Consider the following 18,478-nt stretch of genomic DNA (forward strand, 5'->3'; position numbering starts at 1 on the left):
GCATGGGTGGCAACGGTCGCGGCGCTCGGGGGCTGCTGACCATGGCGATCAGGGTGCGGTCCCGGACCGGCCGCGAGTGGCTGCTGACCGAGGAGGTGGGCAGCGGCTCCGAGGGAGTGGTCTACGCCGTCCACCGCGCGCCCGGCCTGGTCGCCAAGGTGGTGCCCCGCCCGCGCGACCCGGCCGCCTACCGGCGCCGGCTGGACCGCCTGCTGCGGCAGGCCCGCGAACCCAGGACCAGCAGGCTGCTGCCGGCCGGCCAACCGCCGCGCCTGGCCTGGCCGTTGGAGATCGTCACCACGGAGCGCGGCACGGCCGTCGGCTGCCTGATGCCGGACCTGCGCGTCACCCACCAGCCGTTGGAGTGCCTGCTGTCGCCCGCCGCCCGCCGCGCCCACCTGCCGGCCGCGACCTGGGCGACCGCGCTGCGCGCCGCCGCCAGCCTGGCGGAACTCCTCGCCGACCTGCACGCCGAGGGGTATGTCGTCGGGGACCTGAAGCCGGAGAACCTGTGGGTGAACGCGGCCGGCGCGGTCGCGCTGGCGGACGTCGACTCGCTCCAGTTCGTGGACGGCGCCGAGACGTTCCCCTGCCGGATGCGCAGCGCCGGCTACACCGCGCCCGAGTGCGTGGACAGCGAGGCGCTGCCCGACCGGGCCTCGGACAGCTTCGTGCTGGCGGTCCTGGCGCACCAGCTGCTGATGGACGGGCTGCACCCGTTCCACGGCCACCCGGCCGACGGCAGCCCGTATGTCTCGTTCGACGACAATCTGCTGCGCGGCCGCTGCCGCCTCGTCGACCGGGCCTCGGTGGTGCTGCCGCGCTTCGCCCCGCCGCTCGACCTGCTGCCGGCTGGCCTCTACCGGCTGTTCCGGCGGGCGTTCGACGCGGCCGGCCGCCGCGACCCCTCCGTCCGGCCCTCGCCGACGGAGTGGGCGCTGGCGCTGCGGCGGGAGTTGGCGCCGGCGCGGCTGGTGGCGTGCGGGCGCGACCCGGGGCACCGGCACAGCGTGGAACGCCCCTGGTGCCCCTGGTGCGACCAACAGGCGCGGCGGGAAGAGGAGTTGCCCGCGCCGCTCGCGCGCACGAACGGCGGGCCGGCGGCGAACGAGCCCCGCCCCGCCGCCCCGCACGCCGCCCCGCCCACCGCCCGCCGGCGCGGCCCGGTCCCGGGCCTCGACGGCAGGAGGGGCGGGTGCGGCGATGGCTGAACGGAGCGAGCCGAACGTGCCGGCCGAGCCGAACGTGCCGGCCGAGCCGAACGAGCCGAACGTGCCGGCCGAGCCAAACGTGCCGAACGAGGCCGCCGGAACCCTGCGGATCAGCCGGCTCCTCGACCGGTGCGGCGTGCTGGGGCCCGGCTGGCGCGCCGTGATCTGGGTGCAGGGCTGCCCGCTGCGCTGCCGAGGCTGCCTGGCCGAGGAGACCCTCCCGTTCTCCGGCGGCCAGCTGCGCCAGGTCGCCGAACTCGCCGACTGGCTGGCCGCGTTGCCGGACATCGAGGGCGTCACGCTCTCCGGCGGGGAGCCGTTCGGCCAGGCCGGCGCGCTCGCCGAGCTGCTGGACGCGGTGCGCGCCCGCCGGCCCGGGCTGACGGCGATGGCGTACTCCGGGTTCCGGCTGGAGGCGCTGCGCCGGGGCACGCCCGGCCAACGCGCGCTCCTGGACCGGCTGGACCTGCTGGTGGACGGCCCGTATGTGGAGGCCCGCCACGGCGACCTGCTGTGGCGGGGCTCGGACAACCAGCGGCTGCTGCCGCTCACCGACCGGTATGCCGACCTCGTCGACCCTGCCGGGCGCGCCGACACCGGCGCCGGCATCGAGGTGTCCGTCGGCGCCGGCGGCGCGTTCTCCTGGGCGGGGGTGCCCACCGCGCCCGGCTTCCGCGCGGACCTGGAGCACCGGCTGGGCCAACTCGGCTACGCCGTCCGGCCGTTGGCCGGGGCGCCGCCGACCGGGACAGCCGGCGAGGCGGGCGGAACCGGTGAGGGAGACATGGACGACGAGGAACGAGCCGAGACGGAGGGGACGCCATGAGCGGATCGGTCATGTACACCAGCGTCGACGTGAGCGCGGCCGCCGCCGCCCGCCGGCGGGCCCGGCGGGCCGCGCAGGCCGCCGAGCGCCGCCGCCGCGAGGCCGAGCGGGCGGCGGAACGGCAGCGCCGCGCCGAGGAGCGCCGCCGCCGCGCCGCCGAACGGGCCGCCCGGCAGCGGCACCACGACGAGGAACGCGCCAAGGCGCGCGAACGGCAGGACGCCGAGCGCGCACGCCGGCGCGCGGAGGAGGACGCGCGCCGGGCGGACGAGGACCGTCGGGCGCGGCACCGGACGGTGAGCCGGCGGCTCGCCGAGGTCGAGCAGCTGCTCGACCGGCTGCCCGAGGACGCGGCGCCGGACCGGCGGGAGGCCGCCGCCGAGGCGGCCCGGCTCGCCGAGCGCCTCCGCGCCCAGGTCCCGGGGCCGGGGGTGGAGGCGGAGATCCAGCGGCTCCGCGAACGCGTGCTGCGGCTGGCCGGCGCCTCGGAACGCGGGGAACGCGCCCGGGACCCCAGGGCCGAACTCGCCGCGCTCCGGGCCAGGTTGACGGCCGAGGGCGAACGGGCCGACCTCGCGGGGCACCGCGCCGCCGCCGAGGCGCTGGACCGGCTGGCGGCCGCGCTGGACGCCGGCGAGACCGTGCGCGTCGAGGCCCTGGCCGGCACCGCCGCGCACCTGCTGGACCGCCACCGCCTCGCGGTCGAGGACGCCGCCGAGGCGGAGGAGCGCGCCGCGCGCGAGTCCGCCGCCCGCGCGCACGCCGAGCGGGAACGCGCCCGCGCCGAGGCGGAGGAACGAGCGCGGGCCGAGGCCGAACGGGCGGACCGCGACGCGGAGGAGCGCGCCGAGCGGGAGGCCGCGCTCGCCGAGGAGCGGGCCGAGGAGCTGGCGGAGGCCGCCGACCGGCTCGACGTGGTGCGCCCCGGACTGCTCGAAGCGATCACCGACGCCGCCGAGAACTTCGACGAGGCCGCGCTGGCCGACGAGTTGCGGGCCGCGCTGGCCCGGGCCGACGCGGCGCTGGCGGCGGGCGAGGCCGGGCCCGCTTCGGCGGCCGTCGCCGCCGTCGAGGAGCTGCTGCCGCGCGCCGAGGCAAGGCTGGACGACCTGCTACTCGCCTACGAGCGCCGCTCCGCGCTCGCCCGCGCCCTCCAGGAGGCGATGGCCGGCCAGGGCTTCACCCTCACCGAGGGCGGCGAGGTTCCCGGCCAACTCCTGCTGCGCTTCGAGCGGATGAACGGCGCGGTCTACGACACCGCCATCCGCGTGGACGAGGACGGGCAGGCGGCGCTCAGCTACACGATCGACGGCGAGCCAGGCATCCCCGAGGGGCCCAACCCGGTCGCGACCTGCTCCACCCAGGAACTGCTCGACGGGGTGCACGCGGAGCTGGCGGCCGACGACTTCCTGCCGGGCGAGTTGGACTGGGACGGCAGGCCCCCGCGCGGCGGCGGCCGTTCGCTGCCCGGCCAGGGCAGGACGCGATGAGCGGCCCGCCCGACGGCCACCCGCCGCCCCGTGAGCAGCCGGCCGCCGAGCCCGCCGAGCCCGCCGAGACGCAGGACCGGGAGGGCGCGGCGCTGGCCAACCCGCTGGTGCCGCTGTGGTCGTTCTCCCTCGGCTGGGAGATGGAGCGCGGCCGCCAGGTGATCCTCGGCGGCCAGGTCCGCGACCGCTGGTGGTGGAACGGCGCGCCGGCCTCGTTCCAGGAGCTGCTGGTCACCGTGCTGGTGCGGCGCGGCGCCGAGGTGGTCGGCTGGTGGGACCCGGTGGACGGCCTGCGGTTCCCCGTTCCCGGACACCGCGAGCGCTTCGAGCAGCTGATGCGCGAGCTGCCGCCGCCCCGCGACCAGCCCGTTCAGCCGCCCGGCCCCCAACCCGCCGCCGGCCAGGCCGAGTCGGACGCAGCCGCCCCGGAGCGCGGCGACGGCGCCCGCGAGGGCGCCAGAACGCGCCGGGGCGCGGCCCGGGAGGAGGCGCGCGCCGGCCTGTTCACGCCCCGCGCGGCCCGGCGGCTGACGGCGTTCGACGACGCCGTGGCCGCCGCCCGGCGGGTGGCCGCCAGCCCCCGGGCGCCCGTCGCGTTCGTCTTCCAGGACGTGGACCACGCGCTGCCCGTCACCCAACCCGAGTCCACGGCCGGCTATCTGCTGCTGCGCGCCGCCATGACCGACGCCGTGGTGCCGGACGCCGCCACCGGCACCGCCCGCAACGCCGTCCTCACCGTGGTGGGCGACCCGTCCCGGCTGCCCGAGTGGCTGTGGCGGGACGACCCGCGCGTGGTCACCCTCCACCTCGGGCCGCCCGACCAGCGCGAGCGGCGGCTGTGGTTCTCGCTGCTGCGCGACCAGTTCCGGGGCGCCGACGAGGCGACCCGCGAGGACTTCGAACGGCTGGTGGGCGCGACGGACGGCCTGTCCGCCTGGGAGTTGGACGCCCTGGCCAAGACCTCCCGGCTGCGGCGGGTCCCCGTCGACCGGCACGCCGAGCTGATGCGCAAGCACCGGCTGAACGTCACCGTCGACCCGTGGGCCCAGCTGGACCGGGGCCGGATCGCGGCGGCGGCCGAGGAGTTGGCCGCCGACGTCATCGGGCAGGACCGGGCCGTGGATGCCGTGGTCGGCGCGCTCCAGGCCGCCTATGTCGGCGTGGACTTCGGCGACTCGGGCGCCGCCCGGCCACGCGGCACGTTCTTCTTCGTCGGCCCGACCGGCGTCGGCAAGACCGAACTGGCCAAGTCCCTGGCCCGGTTGATCTTCGGCGACCCCGGCGCCTACGCCCGCTTCGACATGAGCGAGTACCAGCAGGAACACGCCGCCGAACGCCTCGCCGGCGCGCCACCCGGCTTCGTGGGCTACGAACGCGGCGGCGAGTTGACCGGGCGGGTGCAGGAACGCCCGTTCAGCGTCCTGCTGTTCGACGAGATCGAGAAGGCGCACCCGGCGGTGCTCGACAAGTTCCTCCAGATCCTGGAGGACGGCCGGCTCACCGACGGCCACGGCCGCACCGCGCACTTCGCGCAGACGCTGATCGTCTTCACCTCCAACGTCGGCGCCGACGCGCTGCCCGAACTCCTCGCCGAGACCGGCGAGGACACCGAGTACGCCGCGCTGGAGGCGCACTTCGCCAGCGCCGTCGAGGAGAGGTTCCGCGCGATCGGCCGGCCGGAGATCTTCGGCCGCCTCAAGCCGGGCATCGTCGTCTTCGACATGTTGCGCCGCGCGCACATCGTGCGGATCGCCGACCGGCTGCTGTCCCGCCTCGCCGACACCACCCTCGAACGCCGCCAGATCCACCTGGAGTTCGACCGGCCCAGCCTCCACGCCTGGATCACCGAACGGATGGTCGCACCCGAACGCCGCGCCTACGGCGGCCGCCAGATCCGCAACGAACTGGAGGCCGTCCGCCTCGCCGTCGTCCGCTACTTGATGGAACGTCAGCCGCCGGCCGGCGCCCGACTCCTGGTGTCCGTCGTCGCCCCCGCGACCGAGGACGGTGAACACCGGGTCCACGTCGACGAGTTCGGCGCCGCCACCGTGTCCCTGGCGAAGCCGGCGCCGGGGCCCCGCCCGGCCTGAGGGAACACGGTCGCGGCCGGCCGGCGCGCGGGCCCCCTACCCGAGAGAGCAACGGTAGGAGGCCCGCCCCTTACGGCCACCGGCGCCGCGGCGGCCTACCCGACCTTCGCGGCGACGCGGCCGAGGGCCGCGAGGAAGTCCGTATCCAGTCCGGTCGTGGTTCCGGCCTTATGTCGAACTGGAGATGCGCGCCACCTCCGTTCGCCTGTCCCACCCGTACCTGGTCCCCGGGCTTCTCCAGACCGAGGACTACGCACGGGCCGTGCTGCGGGCCGGCCGCCCCCGGATACTGGACGATCTGGTCGAGGCACGGATGGAACGCCAGCGCATCCTGGACCGGGAGAACCCGCCGGATGTGTGGGCCATTGTGGAGGAGAACGTCCTCCGTCGGGCTGTCGGCGACCGTGACCTCATGGCGGGACAACTGAGAAAGTTCCTGGCGTTCGCCGAGAACCCCTTGCATGTGCTCCAGGTCATCCCGCAGGAAGTGCCCCTCCACGCCGGCTCCAGTGGACCGTTCAACATCCTCGGGTTCCAGGACAGCGACGATGTCGTGCATGTGGACGCCTTCCCGCGCGGCCATCTGTTGGCTGACCAGGACGATGTGAAGGCGAGCCATCGGGCATACGATCTGCTCAAGGCGGTCGCGCTCTCGCCCGACGACTCGGTGAGCCTGCTGGGCTCTGTACTCAAGGACCACGCTTCATGACCACGAGTGAACGCCCTGTGCCCGTGTGGCGCCGCAGCAGCTACAGCGGCCCCAACGGCGGCGAATGCCTGGAGGTGGCAGACGGTGTGGCGGGGGTGGTCCCCGTTCGCGACAGCAAGGACGCGCAGGGCCCCGCGCTGGCCTTCCCCACCGCGAGTTGGTCCGCGTTCCTCGAACTGACCAAGCGCTGACCCGCGCTGGGCGCCGCCAAGCCCCCGAAGTGATCTGGCCGTTCGGGGGCTTGGGTTAGTAGATCCTGATGTCCACGCCGAGGATGCCGGGATAGGTCCGGACGGGGCCGTCCGGGGTCCGGCACTTGATGAGGTGCAGTGCACGCAGGTGCTCGAACCGCGCGAAGACGGACGGGTCGGTGGGCAGGAGACAACCGAACAGCCTCAGCACGGAGAGTGCGGGAGGTGCACTGATGGGACCGGCAAGCCAGTCGCGCAGGTCATAGGCGTTCAGCTCCAGCGAGTCGAGCGCCGTCAGGCGGGCCAGCTCCCCGAAACTCCGAGGAACGCTCTCCCCGTTGCCTGTCAACGCCAGGTGCCTCAGCCGGGGAAGGGCGGTCAGGCCACCGAGGTCGAACGACTCTGGCACGTCCAGCAGTTCCAGGTGCTCCAGATGGGACAACGGCCGCAGCGACTCGGGCGTCAGGTCGCCGGTGGCCGAGACACCAAGCCATTCCAGACCGGTCAGTGCTTCGAGTACCGAGGTTCCCCGTGCCTCGTAGCTGCCCAGGAGGAGGAGGGAATCCAGCTGGGGATGGGCGCGGAGCACGGAGAGGTCCGCCGCTCCGGTGATGCGCCCCACCCATAGTCGCGTCAGCGGCGGCAGGTCGGCGACGCCTTCGAGGCCGCGCACCGAATGGCGGATCCGTACTCCGGTCACGGAACGCAGTCGGGCGGCCGCGCGAATCTGGTCGGGGTGATGGAGATTGACCACGTGTCCGGCCAGGGGCAGGTGGGCAAGCACGCGGTCGGCATAGGCGTCCGCGTCGAAGTAGTCCCAGGCGGCGATGAGTTCCCGGACGACACGCGTCCGCTTCTCGTCCACGTAGCCCGCGAGGCGGTCCAGGGACTCCTCGCCGCCGATCAGGGCCAGGGTATGGACCGTCTCGATCGCGGCCTTCTCCGTGAGTCGGGCCAGCGTTCTCGGCAGGGAGCGCAGCAGGGTCGGGCCGACGGCCGCCAGGGCCGGTGGGTCGGTTTCGCGTCGGGGTGGCAGGAGTCGGGCGATCGCCCGGTCGAGGCGGTCCCCGAGGTCCGGGTCGACGAGCCGCACCGTCTCCTGGCAGGAGGCCGCCAGCAGGCGGAGTGCCCGGGCGTGGCGGGGCTCGGCGTCGGCGCGGTCGAGGATGCCGTGGAGGAGTTCCGCCCGCTGGCGGGCGTTCGCGTGGCCGGCGGCCAGGATGATGGTCTCGCGCCACTGGTCAAGGTGCGCGTGGCCCACGAGGCTGCCGATGCGGTCCTCCTCGGCCGCCTCCTCGGCGGCCAGATACTCCTGGAACGTGCGGTGCACAAAGTCGAGCCGGCCCTCGGCGGGGGAGCGCAACACCCCGCTACGGTCCAGGAGTTGGCGCAGCACGGATACGCCGTCCGGCTCGTCCAGGTGGCGCATCGCGCGCAGCTTCGCGCCGACGTGCGTGGCGGCGCGCTCCAGGTCGGTCTCGCTGCGATTGCTCTCCGACAGCCGCCAGGCCAGGTCTCGCAGCAGGACCAGCTTGTCGTCGAGACTCAGCCGGCTGTCCACCGCGCTGGGCACGTCGCGCACGGCGTCCCGGTCGTGGACCAGGGTGTGCAGCGCATTCCGGTACAACTCCATGCGGTCCCGGGGCAGATGGCGGCCCCGGTAGAGGTGCATCGAGCAGAGCATCGCGGCGAGCAGCGGCGTGCCGGCCAGCGCCTGGAGGTGCGCGCGGTCCCTGAGGCTGGCGAGCAGCGACCGTTCGTACTGCGGCAACTCCTCGGCGGGGCACGGGAGATCGTCACCCAGTTCACCAACGGCCTGGTGCCACTGGCGGACGAAGGCCGCCAGGTCGGCCGGCGTCATCCGGTCCAGGTGCAGCGCGGTGAACTTCTCCTGGCGCAGCCAGGGCGCTTCGGCGGCGGCTGGTCGTGAGGTGACGACCACCCGGGTGTCGGGGTATGCGTCCAGCAGCCCGCGCAGCCCGCGCAGCCAGTCGCGGGCGGCGCGGCGCTCGCGCTCGACGAGTTCGTCCACCCCGTCAACGAGCAACAGGACTCGCCCTGCCGCGAGTTGGCGTTCCACCCAGGCCCTCGGGGCGAGCCCGCTGATCGGGGCGGCCACGCCGTCGAGCAGGGCGGCCGGCGCCGGGAGCCGGCGTCCGCTGTACTCGCGGAGCTTGACCAGGATCGGGATCAGCCCGTTCCAGTCGGCCAGCTCGTCCCGGAACGCGCCGCGCGCCGCCGTGATCGCCAGCCAGCGCAGCAGCGTCGTCTTGCCCGAGCCGGCCTCGCCGCGCAGCAGCACCCGGGGCGCGTCGGACAGCGCCGCCTCGACGCGGCGGCCCGCGTGCTCGCCGCCGCCGCGCTCCCAGTCCCGCAGGTGGGGCCGCAGGCGTTCGGCGTCGCGGCGTGGGCGGGCGTCGCCGTCCCCGGTGGTCCGCAGGCTCACATAGGCGACGGACAGCGGGACCCTGGACGCGGTCGTGTGGTCGGACGGGCGGCGGAACAGCTCCACCTCGTCGAGCCTCCGGCTGACCAGCTCCAGATAGCGGCGCCGGAAGTCGGTGTCCAGGTCGCTGCCCTCGGGCGCCAACAGCGAACGATCGGGGAGGCGTTGGAGGATGTACGCCACCTTGTTGCCCAGGGCCGCCGTCCGGCTCAGCAACTCGGCGGCCGCCCGTTCCTCGAAGACCGGCAGGCTGCGCACGATGCGCACGTAGTACTCGACGCACTCCGCGAACAGCGCCTCGTAGAGCCGGGTTTCCGCCTCGTTCAGCCCGACCGGGCCCTTGGACGCGTCGGTGAGGGCCCGGACCAGCTCGGCCGGGCGGGCGTTCGCGTCGAACAGCGCGTCGTCGGAGAGGTCGGCGCGGGCGAGCGTGTCGGCCACGGCGTCGATCACGGCCTGCCGGCCGTTCTCCTCCAGCCGGGCGAACGCCTGCCCGAGGCGCGGCTCCAGGCGGTCGAACACCGCGTTGGTGATCTGCTCGAACTGCTGCCTGACCTCCCGCTGGAGCCGAACTCCCGGCACCCGGACGCGGATCAGCTCCTCCATCGACAGGTGCCGCTCCTGCTCCCGCCGCCTGGACCCGAGCCACCACCCGGCCGCCGCCCGGGCCACGGCGGCCCCCAGCCGCAGCGCCGCCGTCTCGGAGACCACCATCGCGCTCCCTGTCACCCGTCCGAACCGCCCCACACCCCAAATCGTCCGCCTCGGTGATCTGTTGGCGATGACGGGGCATGAACTAGCGTACGCAGCACGTCATCTTACGCAGAGTGATGTCGCATGGGTGTGGATGGCGCGAACCGGACGGGGGTCGGGAACGGTGTACGCGATCGATCTGGGCGGCAGCGTCGCCCGGGTGGCGTGGCTGGACGAACGGGGCGAGCCCGTCGTGGCGGGCGCCCCGGCCGACGTCGGTGGGGCGGATGGCGCGGTGCCGGCGGCCGTTCGGGTGCGGCCCGGCGGCGGGTTCGAGGTGGGCCGGGCGGCCAGGGAACGGGCGTTGACCCACCCCAACGAGGTCGCCCTGTCGGCCCGTTCGCTGCTGCTGGAACAGGGCAACGACGGCGCGGGCGGCGGGCTCGACGTGTTGGGGCAGCCGCCGGCCGCGCTGGTGGGGCAGTTGCTCGCCGCCCTGGTCGAACTGGCCGATGGGGGCGTGCGCCCGGCGGACGGTGAACGGGCGCCGCTGACCCTGTCGTTGCCGCCCTCGGGTGGCGAACGGGCGCTGCGGGGCGCCGCCGAGGGCGCCGGGCTGCGGGTGGCGGCGGTGCTCGCCGAGCCGGTGGCGGTGGCGCTGCACTATGGCGCGGTCCGGGACGGGGCGCGGAGTTCGGCGCTGGTCTACGACCAGGGCGGCACCAGCCTCGACCTGACCGTGCTCACCACCGAGGGCGACCGGACGGTGCGGATCGTGCACACCGCCAGTCACCCGCTCGGCGGCGACGCCTGGGACGAGGCGGTCGCCGCCGCGATCCGGCCGCAGCTGGCCCAACTCCCGCCGGACGTCCGGGTGTCGCCGCTGGCGCTGGCGCGCGCCGCCGAGGAGCTGCGGTTGGCGTTGGCGCGGGGCGAGGAGGACGTCGCGGAGGCGACGCTGCCGGGCACCGAGCACCGGGTGCGGCTGAGCCGCGCGGAGGAGGAGGCGGCGCTGGCGCCGCTGCGCGCGCTGGCGTACGAGGCGGTGGAGGAGGCGCGGGCGCGGGCGGACGCGCTGTTGGAGGTGCCGCCGTCCACGCTGCTGCTGGCCGGCGGCGTGGCGGCCGCGCCCGGCACGGCGGCGCTCTTGGAGGACCGGCTGGGGATGAGTGTCCGGTCGGAGTCACCGGAGTTCGCGGTGGTGCGCGGCCTCGCGCTGTGGCGGCAACTCGGGCCGCTGCGCGTCCAGTCGGGCCCGCCCACGCGGCAGGCGGTCGAGGACCCGGAGCCCCTGGGGCGCCGCGCGGCGCCCCCGCCGGTCGAGGACCCGGACCCGCGTCCGGCCGCCCGACCCACGGTCGTCCCGGCCCCCGAGGAACGTTCGACCGCCGCGCCGCCGGGCCCCGTTCCGCCGCCGGAGGAGCCCACCCGACCGCCGGAACCGGAGCCCCCGCCCGGCGACGGCGCGCGGCGCGAACCGACCGCCCCCCGCCCCCCGTTCACGCCCCCGCCGGAAGAGCCAGGACCGGGACCCGCCGAAGAGCCAGGTCCCGCCGGCCAGGCGCCGCCCGCCGGCCAGGACCCACCCACCGGCGAAGACCTCGTTCCGACCCCCGTCACCGAGCTGGACGCCATCCGCCGCGACGACCATCTGCTCGTCGTGTGGGTCTGGCCCGCCGGCAGTCGGACGGCGCTGGTCCGGTGGCGGCTGGAGGACGGCGGCACCCACGGCCGCCCCGGCTCCGGGGAGGCCACCTGCTCCCGCCGCGCCTACGAGCACGACGGCGGCTTCGAGTTGGACACCGGCTACGGCGCCGTCTCGCTGACCGTCGAGGCGCTGGTCCCCGGCCGGGCCGGCACGACGTTCGACCCGCCGGCCCGGCTGCGGGTCGCCGCCCGCCCGCCGGTCGTCTCCTACGAGCCCTCGCTGCGCCGCACCCTCAAGGGCCGGGTGGCGCGGCTGGCGTTCCGGGCCGACGCCTCCTGCCACCTGCCGGCGCTGATCGTGGTGCACGGCACCGGCCGCTACCGACCCGGCAACCCGGGCGAGGGCCGGCTGCTGCACGAGATCCCGCCCCAGCGGATCGACCCGGGGGCGCCGACGGTCGTCGAGTTCCCGTTCACGCCCGCCCGGGGCGACAACTGGCTGGTCTGCTTCCCGGCCCGCCCCACTCGACCCACCACCGGCAACACCCCCGACCTCCCGGAGTCCGACGCGATCGTGCTGCGCTCCTCCGCGCGGCACAGACTGTGAGCGGCTGCCATGGCCAAGCGACTGACCTGCCCCTACTGCTACGAGACGTTCACCGCCCGCAAGATCCTCTTCCGTTGCACCACCCGCCCCAGCCCCACCAGGAAGCGGTGCGAGGCCATCCGGGACGAGGTGCTGCTGGAGCGCCTGGGGCAACGCCGCGACGGCGGGCCGGTGTTCGCCGCCGACGGGCGCCGGCTCTCGGCGACCTGCGCCGGCTGCGACGGCGTGACCAATTACCGGATCTGCCCGGTCTGCCACAGCACGCTGCCCGTCCAGTTCGGCATGGTCGACAACCGGCTGATCGCCATGGTCGGCGCCCGCGAGTCGGGCAAGACCGTGTTCATGACGGTGCTGCTGCACGAGCTGATGAACCGGGTCGGCGAGCGGTTCCGCGTCTCGCTGATGGGCGCGGACGACGCCACCATGGTCAGGTTCGGCAAGGAGTACCAGGACAAGCTGTACGACCAGGGCCAGATGCTGATCGGCACCCGGTCGGCCGGCGCGCAGGTCAACAACCAGGTCGACCCGCTGGTGTTCCGCTTCGGGGTGACCCGGCGGCGGTGGTTCGGCGACACCGCGCAGCACACCGTGCTGTCGTTCTTCGACACCGCAGGCGAGGACTTCAACTCGCGGGAGAGCGTCGAGCTGAACACCCGCTACCTCGCCAACGCCGACGGCATCATCCTGATCCTCGACCCGCTCCAGCTGCCGGGCGCCGCCGAACTCGCCGCGCCCGGCACGCTGATGCCCCGCACCGACGACGTGGACACGCCGGCCAACGTGCTGGCCCGGGTCAGCAACCTGCTGCTGGCCCGCGACGGCGGCGGCCGGCGCGGCAAGGCCACCACCCCGATCGCGGTGGTCTTCGCCAAGATGGACGCGCTGTTGCACCACCTCGACCCGGGCAGCCCGCTGCGCGCCCACCCGCCCCGGGGCGACCGGTTCGACATCGCCGACAGCCTCGACGTGCACCACGAGGTGCGCGGGCTGCTGCGGCAGTGGGACGGGGTGACGCTCGACCAGATGCTGGAGAACAACCACGCCCGCTACCGGTACTTCGGGGTCTCCGCGCTCGGCCGGACGCCGACCTCCGACGGCCGGGTCGCGGCCACCGGCATCCAGCCCTACCGGGTGACCGACCCGCTGCTGTGGCTGCTGAGCGAGTTCCGCGCGGTGCCCCGCACCCGGCGCCGGGGGTGAGCATGGCGTTCTCCCAGCTGTACTACACCTCCTGCGAGCACGGCCTGAGCGGCTTCTCCGGCTACCAGTTCAACGCCGTCAGCGAGGACGTCTCCACCGAGACCATGCGCCAGGTGGAGGCGCTCACCGGCTACGAGCCGCCGCCGTCGATGCTCTATGCCGACGCGCCCGAGGACCTGGCGCGCTGCCCGGTCAACCTGTGCCACCTGCCGGGCCCGATCACCCTGACGGCCTGCGTGCGCTATCTGGGCCGCGACGCGTCCCAGCGGTTCGGGAACTACTTCGCGCACGCCCTGGCCAGCACGGACTTCGCCGTCGACGGCGGGTACGCGCTGCCCATCGAGCTGTGGGAGGCGCCGGTGTGGACCAGCACGCCGGCGGACGGCACCCGGCTGCCGCGCCTGCCCGGGCCGCCGCCCGCCGGGCCGCTGAGCCCGGCCGGCGTGGAACGCTTCGTGCGCGCGCATCCGCACGGCGGCGCGCTGCCGGGGCTGTTGACGGCCGTGACGCGGGCGCTCGCCACCGACCGCACGGTGCTGGTCGTCGACGGCACCAGCGAGGACGTCGCGCACTGGTTCGCCGCCGTCAGCTATCTGCTGCCGCCGCCCGTGGCGCGCGGCCTGTCGTTCGCCACCTATGTCGCCAGGCCGGAGCGCAGCCGGCTGCGGCTGGTCGGCACCGTTCCCGAGATCGGCGCGCCGACCGGCCCCGACGCGCGGGACGGCCTCGACGTCTTCGACCTCGCCGGGGGCGCCCTGCCCGAGGGCCCGGCCAGCCCGCTGGCCCGGCTGCTGGACCGGGTCGGGCCCGCCGCCTCGGGCGCGTTCTGGTCCTGGGCCGCCGAGTACGCCGAAGGCACCGAGACGGCCGCCGAGGACTGGTACCTCCCGGCGGTCGCGGCCGCCGCCACCGGCAGCATCCCGCTCACCGGCGACGACCTGGCCGCCGTCATCCCCTGGCTCGCCGCCGCCGAACACCTCGACGCCCCGGCGCTGGCCGAAGTGGCCCGGCACGTCTACCCGTTGGGCCCGTTCTCCGACGAGCAGTCGCGGTCCCTGGTCCGCGCCGCCACGGCCGGCGGCGACCGGGAACTCGTCGAGCACCTCCAGACCGACCTCCTCGACAGCGAGCTGCGCCGCCACATGGCCGGCGAGCCCGGGCTGTCGCCGCCCGTCGCCTTCACCGACGACGAACGCGCCGAGCACGCCCTGGGGCGGGTGCGGTCCCTGCTGGCCGAGGCCGACGCCGAGCACGCGGCCGCCACCCGGCTGCTGCTGTGGGCCGACGCGGCGGACCTGCGGCTGCCCCGCCGCGAGGTGGCCGCGACCTGCCGGCGGATCGCCGACGGGCTGCTGGGCGGCCTGACCACCCGCCCCGCCGACCCGAGGCTCGACGCCGAGCTGCGCCAACTCGCCGACGCCCGCTCGGAGTTCCGCCGCCAACTGGTGCTCGCCCTGGCCGAAGGCCCGCCCCGCCCGCCCGGCCACTCCGCGCAGCTGCTCGCCGCGCTGCCCGAGGGGCTGCTGACCGAGGCCGACCTGGTGGACCACCCCGAGCTGTGGGAGGGGCAGCTGATCGCCACCGCCGAACGCCAACCGGCCGACCGCGCCGGCCTGTTGCCCCGGGTGCTGGAGGTGCGGGGCGACGGCGAACTGCCCGGCTCCCTGCTGCGCACCCTGTGGCCCAACGGCCAGTTCACCCACCGGCAGGCGCTCGACGTGGCGCACCGCCTGCCCGCCGGGCTTCGGCTGGACGAGGCCGCCCGGGAGTGGTTCAGCGCCGCCGTGCGGCTGCGGCCCGAGGACGAGACGCAGCTGCGCGCCTGCCTGACGCTCTGTCAACTGCTCGGGGAACGACACCGGGTGGCCTGGCTCACCGAGGACGGGCAGGACTGCCGGGCCCAACTGCTGGAGCTGAACGCCCTGTTGGCCAGCCCGCACCCGATCGACAGCGGCACCCTGGTGGACGTCGTCATGCGCCCCTGGCCCACCCGCTGGTTCTCCGTGCACGGCCTGCTGCGCCTCCGCCTGCCCCGGGCCGCCGCGCGCTGCCGCGCGACGCCGTCCGACGTGTCCCTGCTGCTGAGCCGGATGGGCCACGAGACCGGGGTGGCCTATCTGCGGGCGCTGCGCGCGGAGTTGCCCAGGGTGCCGCAGCGCCTGGCGATGGCGCACGCCGAGGGCCTGGCCGCCGCCGCCGAGATCCTGGAGGAGCGCCGCTGGCTGCTCGCCCGCGAGGCGCTGGACGCGCTCGCCGCCGGCTGGCGGGCCGAGGACGTGGAGCGCCTGGCCGCGCGCGTCCGGCCGCACTCGCCCGGCTACGCCGCCCGCCTCCTGGAACTCGCCGGGAAGAAGCGGCGCGGCCGGATGGGCCGGCTGGCGCGCCGGATGCCGTGGCGCAGGGGCGGGGACTGACCCGGTGATCTATGTCGTCGGCGTCGCGCTCTATGCCTTCCTCCTGGTCACCGGCGTGATCCTGGTCGGCCCCCTGGTCGTCGCCGGCCGCGCGCTGCTGCTGGACGCCGAGCTGGTCGGCCGCTACCTCGCGCTGCTGTCGGACGAGGTGCGCCGGGACCGCGCACAGAAGCAGGGCCCGGACGAGGAAGCGTTCCGCCAGTACTTCCACGGCCCGGCGATGCGGGACCTCACCGTCAGCTGCTCGCGCGCCACCCGCGAACTGCCCGCCGTCGTGCGCGACACGCTGCGCGCGACCGGCACCAACTGGCTCACCCACCCCGCCGTTTCGCGACTGGTCGCCGTCCCCTTCGGGGTGCTGCTGATCACCGGCGTCCTCGTCGGCGCCGTGCTCGCCACCGCCGTGGTGGCGCTCCTCGTCCTGCTCTACGCGCTGGGCACGGTGCTGCTCCAGGGCCTGAGCCGGGTCGCGGCCCAGGTGCTGCGCGCCACCGACCGGGGCGTGCTGCGCGTCCGCGAACTGCACAACGGGATGCTCTGCCCGCACTGCTACGAGCGCGTCCCCTACCCCTCCTACTACTGCCCCGAGGCGGGCTGCGGCCGCCGGCACAACGACATCCGCCCCGGCCGCTACGGCATCCTGCGGCGGCGCTGCCTGTGCGGGCGGCGCCTGCCCACGTTGATCATGACCGGCGGCTACCGGCTCCAGGCGGTCTGCGTCCACTGCGACAGCCGGATGAGCCAGGAGACCGGGCACTACCCCGAGTTGGTGGTGCCGCTGATCGGCGGCACCGCCGCCGGCAAGACCCAGCTGATGGCCGCCCTGCTGATGACGCTGGAGACCGGCGGCACCCGCGTCACCCCGGCCGACGGCACCACCGAGGAGGAGTACGCGGCGCTGCGCTACGCGCTGACCAGCGCCAACCACCCCAGGGCGACCCCGCGCGCCCTGCCCCGCGCCTACTCGGTGCTGCTGGGCGCCGGCCGCGTCCGGCGGCTGGTGCACCTCTTCGACACGGCGGGGGAACGGTTCACCAACCGGGAGGACACCGACGCCCTCCGCTACGCGGCGGCGGCCAGGACCTTCGTCTTCGTGCTGGACCCGCTGAGCGTGCCGGCGTTCTGGGACGGGCTGAGCCCCGCCCGGCGCGCCGGCATCGACCGCTCGCTGGCCTCCCGGGTGCCGCCGGACCTGGTGTTCCAACAGGCGGTCCAGGCCGTGCGGCACATGGGCGCCCCGCTGGGCAGGTCCCGGCTGGCGGTCGCGATCAGCAAGCTCGACCTGATCGAGGACAGCGGGCTGCTCGACGGGGTGCGCACCGACGACAGCGAAGCGGCCGGCGAGTGGCTCACCCGGGAGCTGGGCCTGGGCAACCTGGTCCGCTCCATGCGGCACGAGTTCCGCGACACCCGCATCTTCTTCACCGCGTCGATCGCCCTCGGCGAGGCGGAGACCCACCCCAGCCTGCGGCCGCTGCTCGCCTGGTGCTTCGGCGGCGAGGGGCGCCGCGTCTTCCGGGGCTGACCCCGGGGGCCGGCCGACCCCGCTCGTCCCCGGGGGCGCGGGGCCGTCCGTGTGACCTGCCGTGCCACCGGGGCGCACGCGGGGAGGCGGCGCGGCCCGGAGCCCTACTGTGGCGCTTCCAGGCAGCGAGCTAATCGGGTGGGCAGGGATGACGGAGCCGGAGATCGACTACCGCGCGGCGTTCCGCGCCTCGCCCGCCCCCGTCGCCCTGCTCACCCCCGACCTGCGGTACCTCGACGTCAACGAGGCGTACCTGCAGCTGGCCGGCCGCGCCCGTGACCAGGTCGTCGGCCGCTATGTCGACGAGGCGTTCCCCGGCAACCCCGACCAGGAGCAGGCCACCGGCGCCCGCAACGTGCGGCAGTCCATGGAGTGGGTCCTCGCCACCAGGGAACGGGACGTCATGGCCGCCCAGCGGTACGACGTCGAGACCCCCGAGCACTCCGGAGCGTGGGAGGAGCGGTACTTCAGCATCGTCAACACGCCCGTGCTCGGCCCCGAGGGCGACGTGCGGATGGTCCTCAACCGCGTCGAGGAGGTCACCGAGATCGTCATGGCCCGCCGCCAGGGCGGCGACCCGGAACACGTGGACCGCGCCCGCCGCCTGGAGTCCGACCTGCTGGCCCGCGCCGACGAGTTGCAGTACGCCAACGAACGGCTGCGCGAGGCGCACCACCGGGAACGCCAGGTCGCGATGGCCCTCCAGAAGGCGATGCTGCCGCCGCCCGACCTGGTCGCCCCACGCGACGCGGCCGTCCGCTACCGCCCCGCCAGCGCCACCATGAACATCTGCGGCGACTGGTACGACCTGACCGACATCGACGAGGAACACTCCTCCGTCGTCGTCGGCGACGTCGTCGGCCACGGCCTGGAGGCCGCCGGCGTCATGGGCCAACTGCGCAGCGCGCTGAGCGCCCTGGCCAGGGCCTCCACCCCGCCCGCAGCCGCGCTCAGCATCCTCGACCTCTACTCCCGCTCCGTGCCGGGCGCCGAGGTCACCACCGCCGTCAAGATCCATGTCGACTGGTCGGCCCAGCGACTCATCTACAGCAGCGCCGGCCACCTGCCGCCCGTGCTGGCGCACCGCGACGGGCACGTCGAGTTCCTGGACCGGGCCACCAACCCGCCCCTGGGCTCGCTCCCCGAACGGGCCCGCGCCAACGAGGCGCACACGTCGTTCGCCTCGGGCGACGTGCTCGTCGTCTACACCGACGGGCTGGTCGAACGGCGCGACGAGGACATCGACCGGGGCCTGTCCCGACTCGCCGAGTCGGTGGCCCGCCACCGCGCCAAGCCCGCCGAACCGCTCGCCGACGCCCTGCTCAGCGACCTGCTCCCGCCCGAGGGCACCGAGGACGACACCGCGCTGGTCGTCCTGCGCCTCGTCACCGAACTCCTCGACTAGCGGCCGTTCTTCTAGCGGCCTTTC

11 protein-coding genes and 1 pseudogene are annotated in these 18,478 nt (G+C 75.1%); 11 read left to right on the plus strand and 1 reads right to left on the minus strand.

What is annotated here, in order from left to right; all coding sequences use genetic code 11:
* Positions 1-2 precede the first annotated feature (2 nt).
* The 6 genes and pseudogenes from FH609_RS14945 (at position 3) to FH609_RS14970 (ending at position 6,517) form a co-directional block, all read left to right on the plus strand.
* Positions 3-1,211, plus strand: a complete 1,209-nt coding sequence (locus tag FH609_RS14945; protein WP_226961675.1) for a protein kinase domain-containing protein — start codon at positions 3-5, stop codon at positions 1,209-1,211.
* Positions 1,204-2,037, plus strand: coding sequence for a 4Fe-4S single cluster domain-containing protein (locus FH609_RS14950; protein ID WP_139667724.1), 834 nt, complete (start codon positions 1,204-1,206; stop codon positions 2,035-2,037). The genes FH609_RS14945 and FH609_RS14950 overlap by 8 nt, the downstream gene beginning before the upstream one ends.
* A complete protein-coding gene (locus FH609_RS14955; RefSeq protein ID WP_139667725.1) occupies positions 2,034-3,527 on the plus strand; it encodes a hypothetical protein in 1,494 nt (497 codons plus the stop codon). Before FH609_RS14950 ends, FH609_RS14955 begins: the two co-directional genes overlap by 4 nt.
* Positions 3,524-5,617 (plus strand): AAA family ATPase, encoded by a 2,094-nt coding sequence (locus FH609_RS14960; RefSeq protein ID WP_139667726.1) that lies wholly within the window; start codon positions 3,524-3,526, stop codon positions 5,615-5,617. Before FH609_RS14955 ends, FH609_RS14960 begins: the two co-directional genes overlap by 4 nt.
* 172 nt (positions 5,618-5,789) lie before the next feature.
* Positions 5,790-6,326, plus strand: a pseudogene (locus FH609_RS14965) (DUF5753 domain-containing protein); the annotation flags it as partial.
* Entirely contained in the window at positions 6,323-6,517 is a 195-nt protein-coding gene (locus tag FH609_RS14970) for a DUF397 domain-containing protein (protein ID WP_139667728.1), read from the plus strand. The pseudogene FH609_RS14965 and the gene FH609_RS14970, both read left to right, overlap by 4 nt.
* A gap of 55 nt (positions 6,518-6,572) precedes the next feature.
* Here FH609_RS14970 and FH609_RS14975 read toward each other — a convergent pair whose 3' ends face one another.
* Positions 6,573-9,677: an NACHT domain-containing protein gene (locus FH609_RS14975; RefSeq protein ID WP_226961676.1), complete on the minus strand. Its 3,105-nt coding sequence runs from the start codon at positions 9,675-9,677 to the stop codon at positions 6,573-6,575.
* 133 nt (positions 9,678-9,810) lie between these two features.
* On the opposite strand from FH609_RS14975, the gene FH609_RS14980 reads away from it, so the two are divergent.
* The 5 genes from FH609_RS14980 (at position 9,811) to FH609_RS15000 (ending at position 18,454) form a co-directional block, all read left to right on the plus strand.
* Positions 9,811-11,910 (plus strand): Hsp70 family protein, encoded by a 2,100-nt coding sequence (locus FH609_RS14980; protein WP_193317904.1) that lies wholly within the window; start codon positions 9,811-9,813, stop codon positions 11,908-11,910.
* 9 nt (positions 11,911-11,919) lie between these two features.
* Positions 11,920-13,110 carry a GTPase domain-containing protein gene (locus FH609_RS14985; protein WP_139667730.1) on the plus strand — a complete coding sequence of 397 codons (1,191 nt, stop codon included), beginning with the start codon at positions 11,920-11,922 and terminating at the stop codon, positions 13,108-13,110.
* A gap of 2 nt (positions 13,111-13,112) precedes the next feature.
* Positions 13,113-15,524, plus strand: coding sequence for a GTPase-associated protein 1-related protein (locus FH609_RS14990; protein ID WP_139667731.1), 2,412 nt, complete (start codon positions 13,113-13,115; stop codon positions 15,522-15,524).
* 4 nt (positions 15,525-15,528) lie between these two features.
* Positions 15,529-17,049: a TRAFAC clade GTPase domain-containing protein gene (locus tag FH609_RS14995; protein WP_139667732.1), complete on the plus strand. Its 1,521-nt coding sequence runs from the start codon at positions 15,529-15,531 to the stop codon at positions 17,047-17,049.
* A gap of 148 nt (positions 17,050-17,197) precedes the next feature.
* The gene (locus FH609_RS15000; RefSeq protein ID WP_139667733.1) at positions 17,198-18,454 is read left to right on the plus strand and encodes a PP2C family protein-serine/threonine phosphatase; all 1,257 of its coding nucleotides are present in this window, start codon (positions 17,198-17,200) and stop codon (positions 18,452-18,454) included.
* The last annotated feature ends 24 nt before the right edge of the window (positions 18,455-18,478 follow it).

The organism is Streptomyces sp. 3MP-14 (assembly GCF_006334905.2).
In the GTDB taxonomy this organism is placed as follows: Bacteria; Actinomycetota; Actinomycetes; order Streptomycetales; family Streptomycetaceae; genus Streptomyces; species Streptomyces triticirhizae.

Bases quoted from the DNA above. Each gene is read 5' to 3' on its own strand.
- FH609_RS14945 (WP_226961675.1), top strand. From the start codon at position 3: ATGGGTGGCAACGGTCGCGGCGCTCGGGGGCTGCTGACCATGGCGATC.
- FH609_RS14950 (WP_139667724.1), top strand. From the start codon at position 1,204: ATGGCTGAACGGAGCGAGCCGAACGTGCCGGCCGAGCCGAACGTGCCG.
- FH609_RS14955 (WP_139667725.1), top strand. From the start codon at position 2,034: ATGAGCGGATCGGTCATGTACACCAGCGTCGACGTGAGCGCGGCCGCC.
- FH609_RS14960 (WP_139667726.1), top strand. From the start codon at position 3,524: ATGAGCGGCCCGCCCGACGGCCACCCGCCGCCCCGTGAGCAGCCGGCC.
- FH609_RS14970 (WP_139667728.1), top strand. From the start codon at position 6,323: ATGACCACGAGTGAACGCCCTGTGCCCGTGTGGCGCCGCAGCAGCTAC.
- FH609_RS14975 (WP_226961676.1), bottom strand. From the start codon at position 9,677: ATGGTGGTCTCCGAGACGGCGGCGCTGCGGCTGGGGGCCGCCGTGGCC.
- FH609_RS14980 (WP_193317904.1), top strand. From the start codon at position 9,811: ATGGCGCGAACCGGACGGGGGTCGGGAACGGTGTACGCGATCGATCTG.
- FH609_RS14985 (WP_139667730.1), top strand. From the start codon at position 11,920: ATGGCCAAGCGACTGACCTGCCCCTACTGCTACGAGACGTTCACCGCC.
- FH609_RS14990 (WP_139667731.1), top strand. From the start codon at position 13,113: ATGGCGTTCTCCCAGCTGTACTACACCTCCTGCGAGCACGGCCTGAGC.
- FH609_RS15000 (WP_139667733.1), top strand. From the start codon at position 17,198: ATGACGGAGCCGGAGATCGACTACCGCGCGGCGTTCCGCGCCTCGCCC.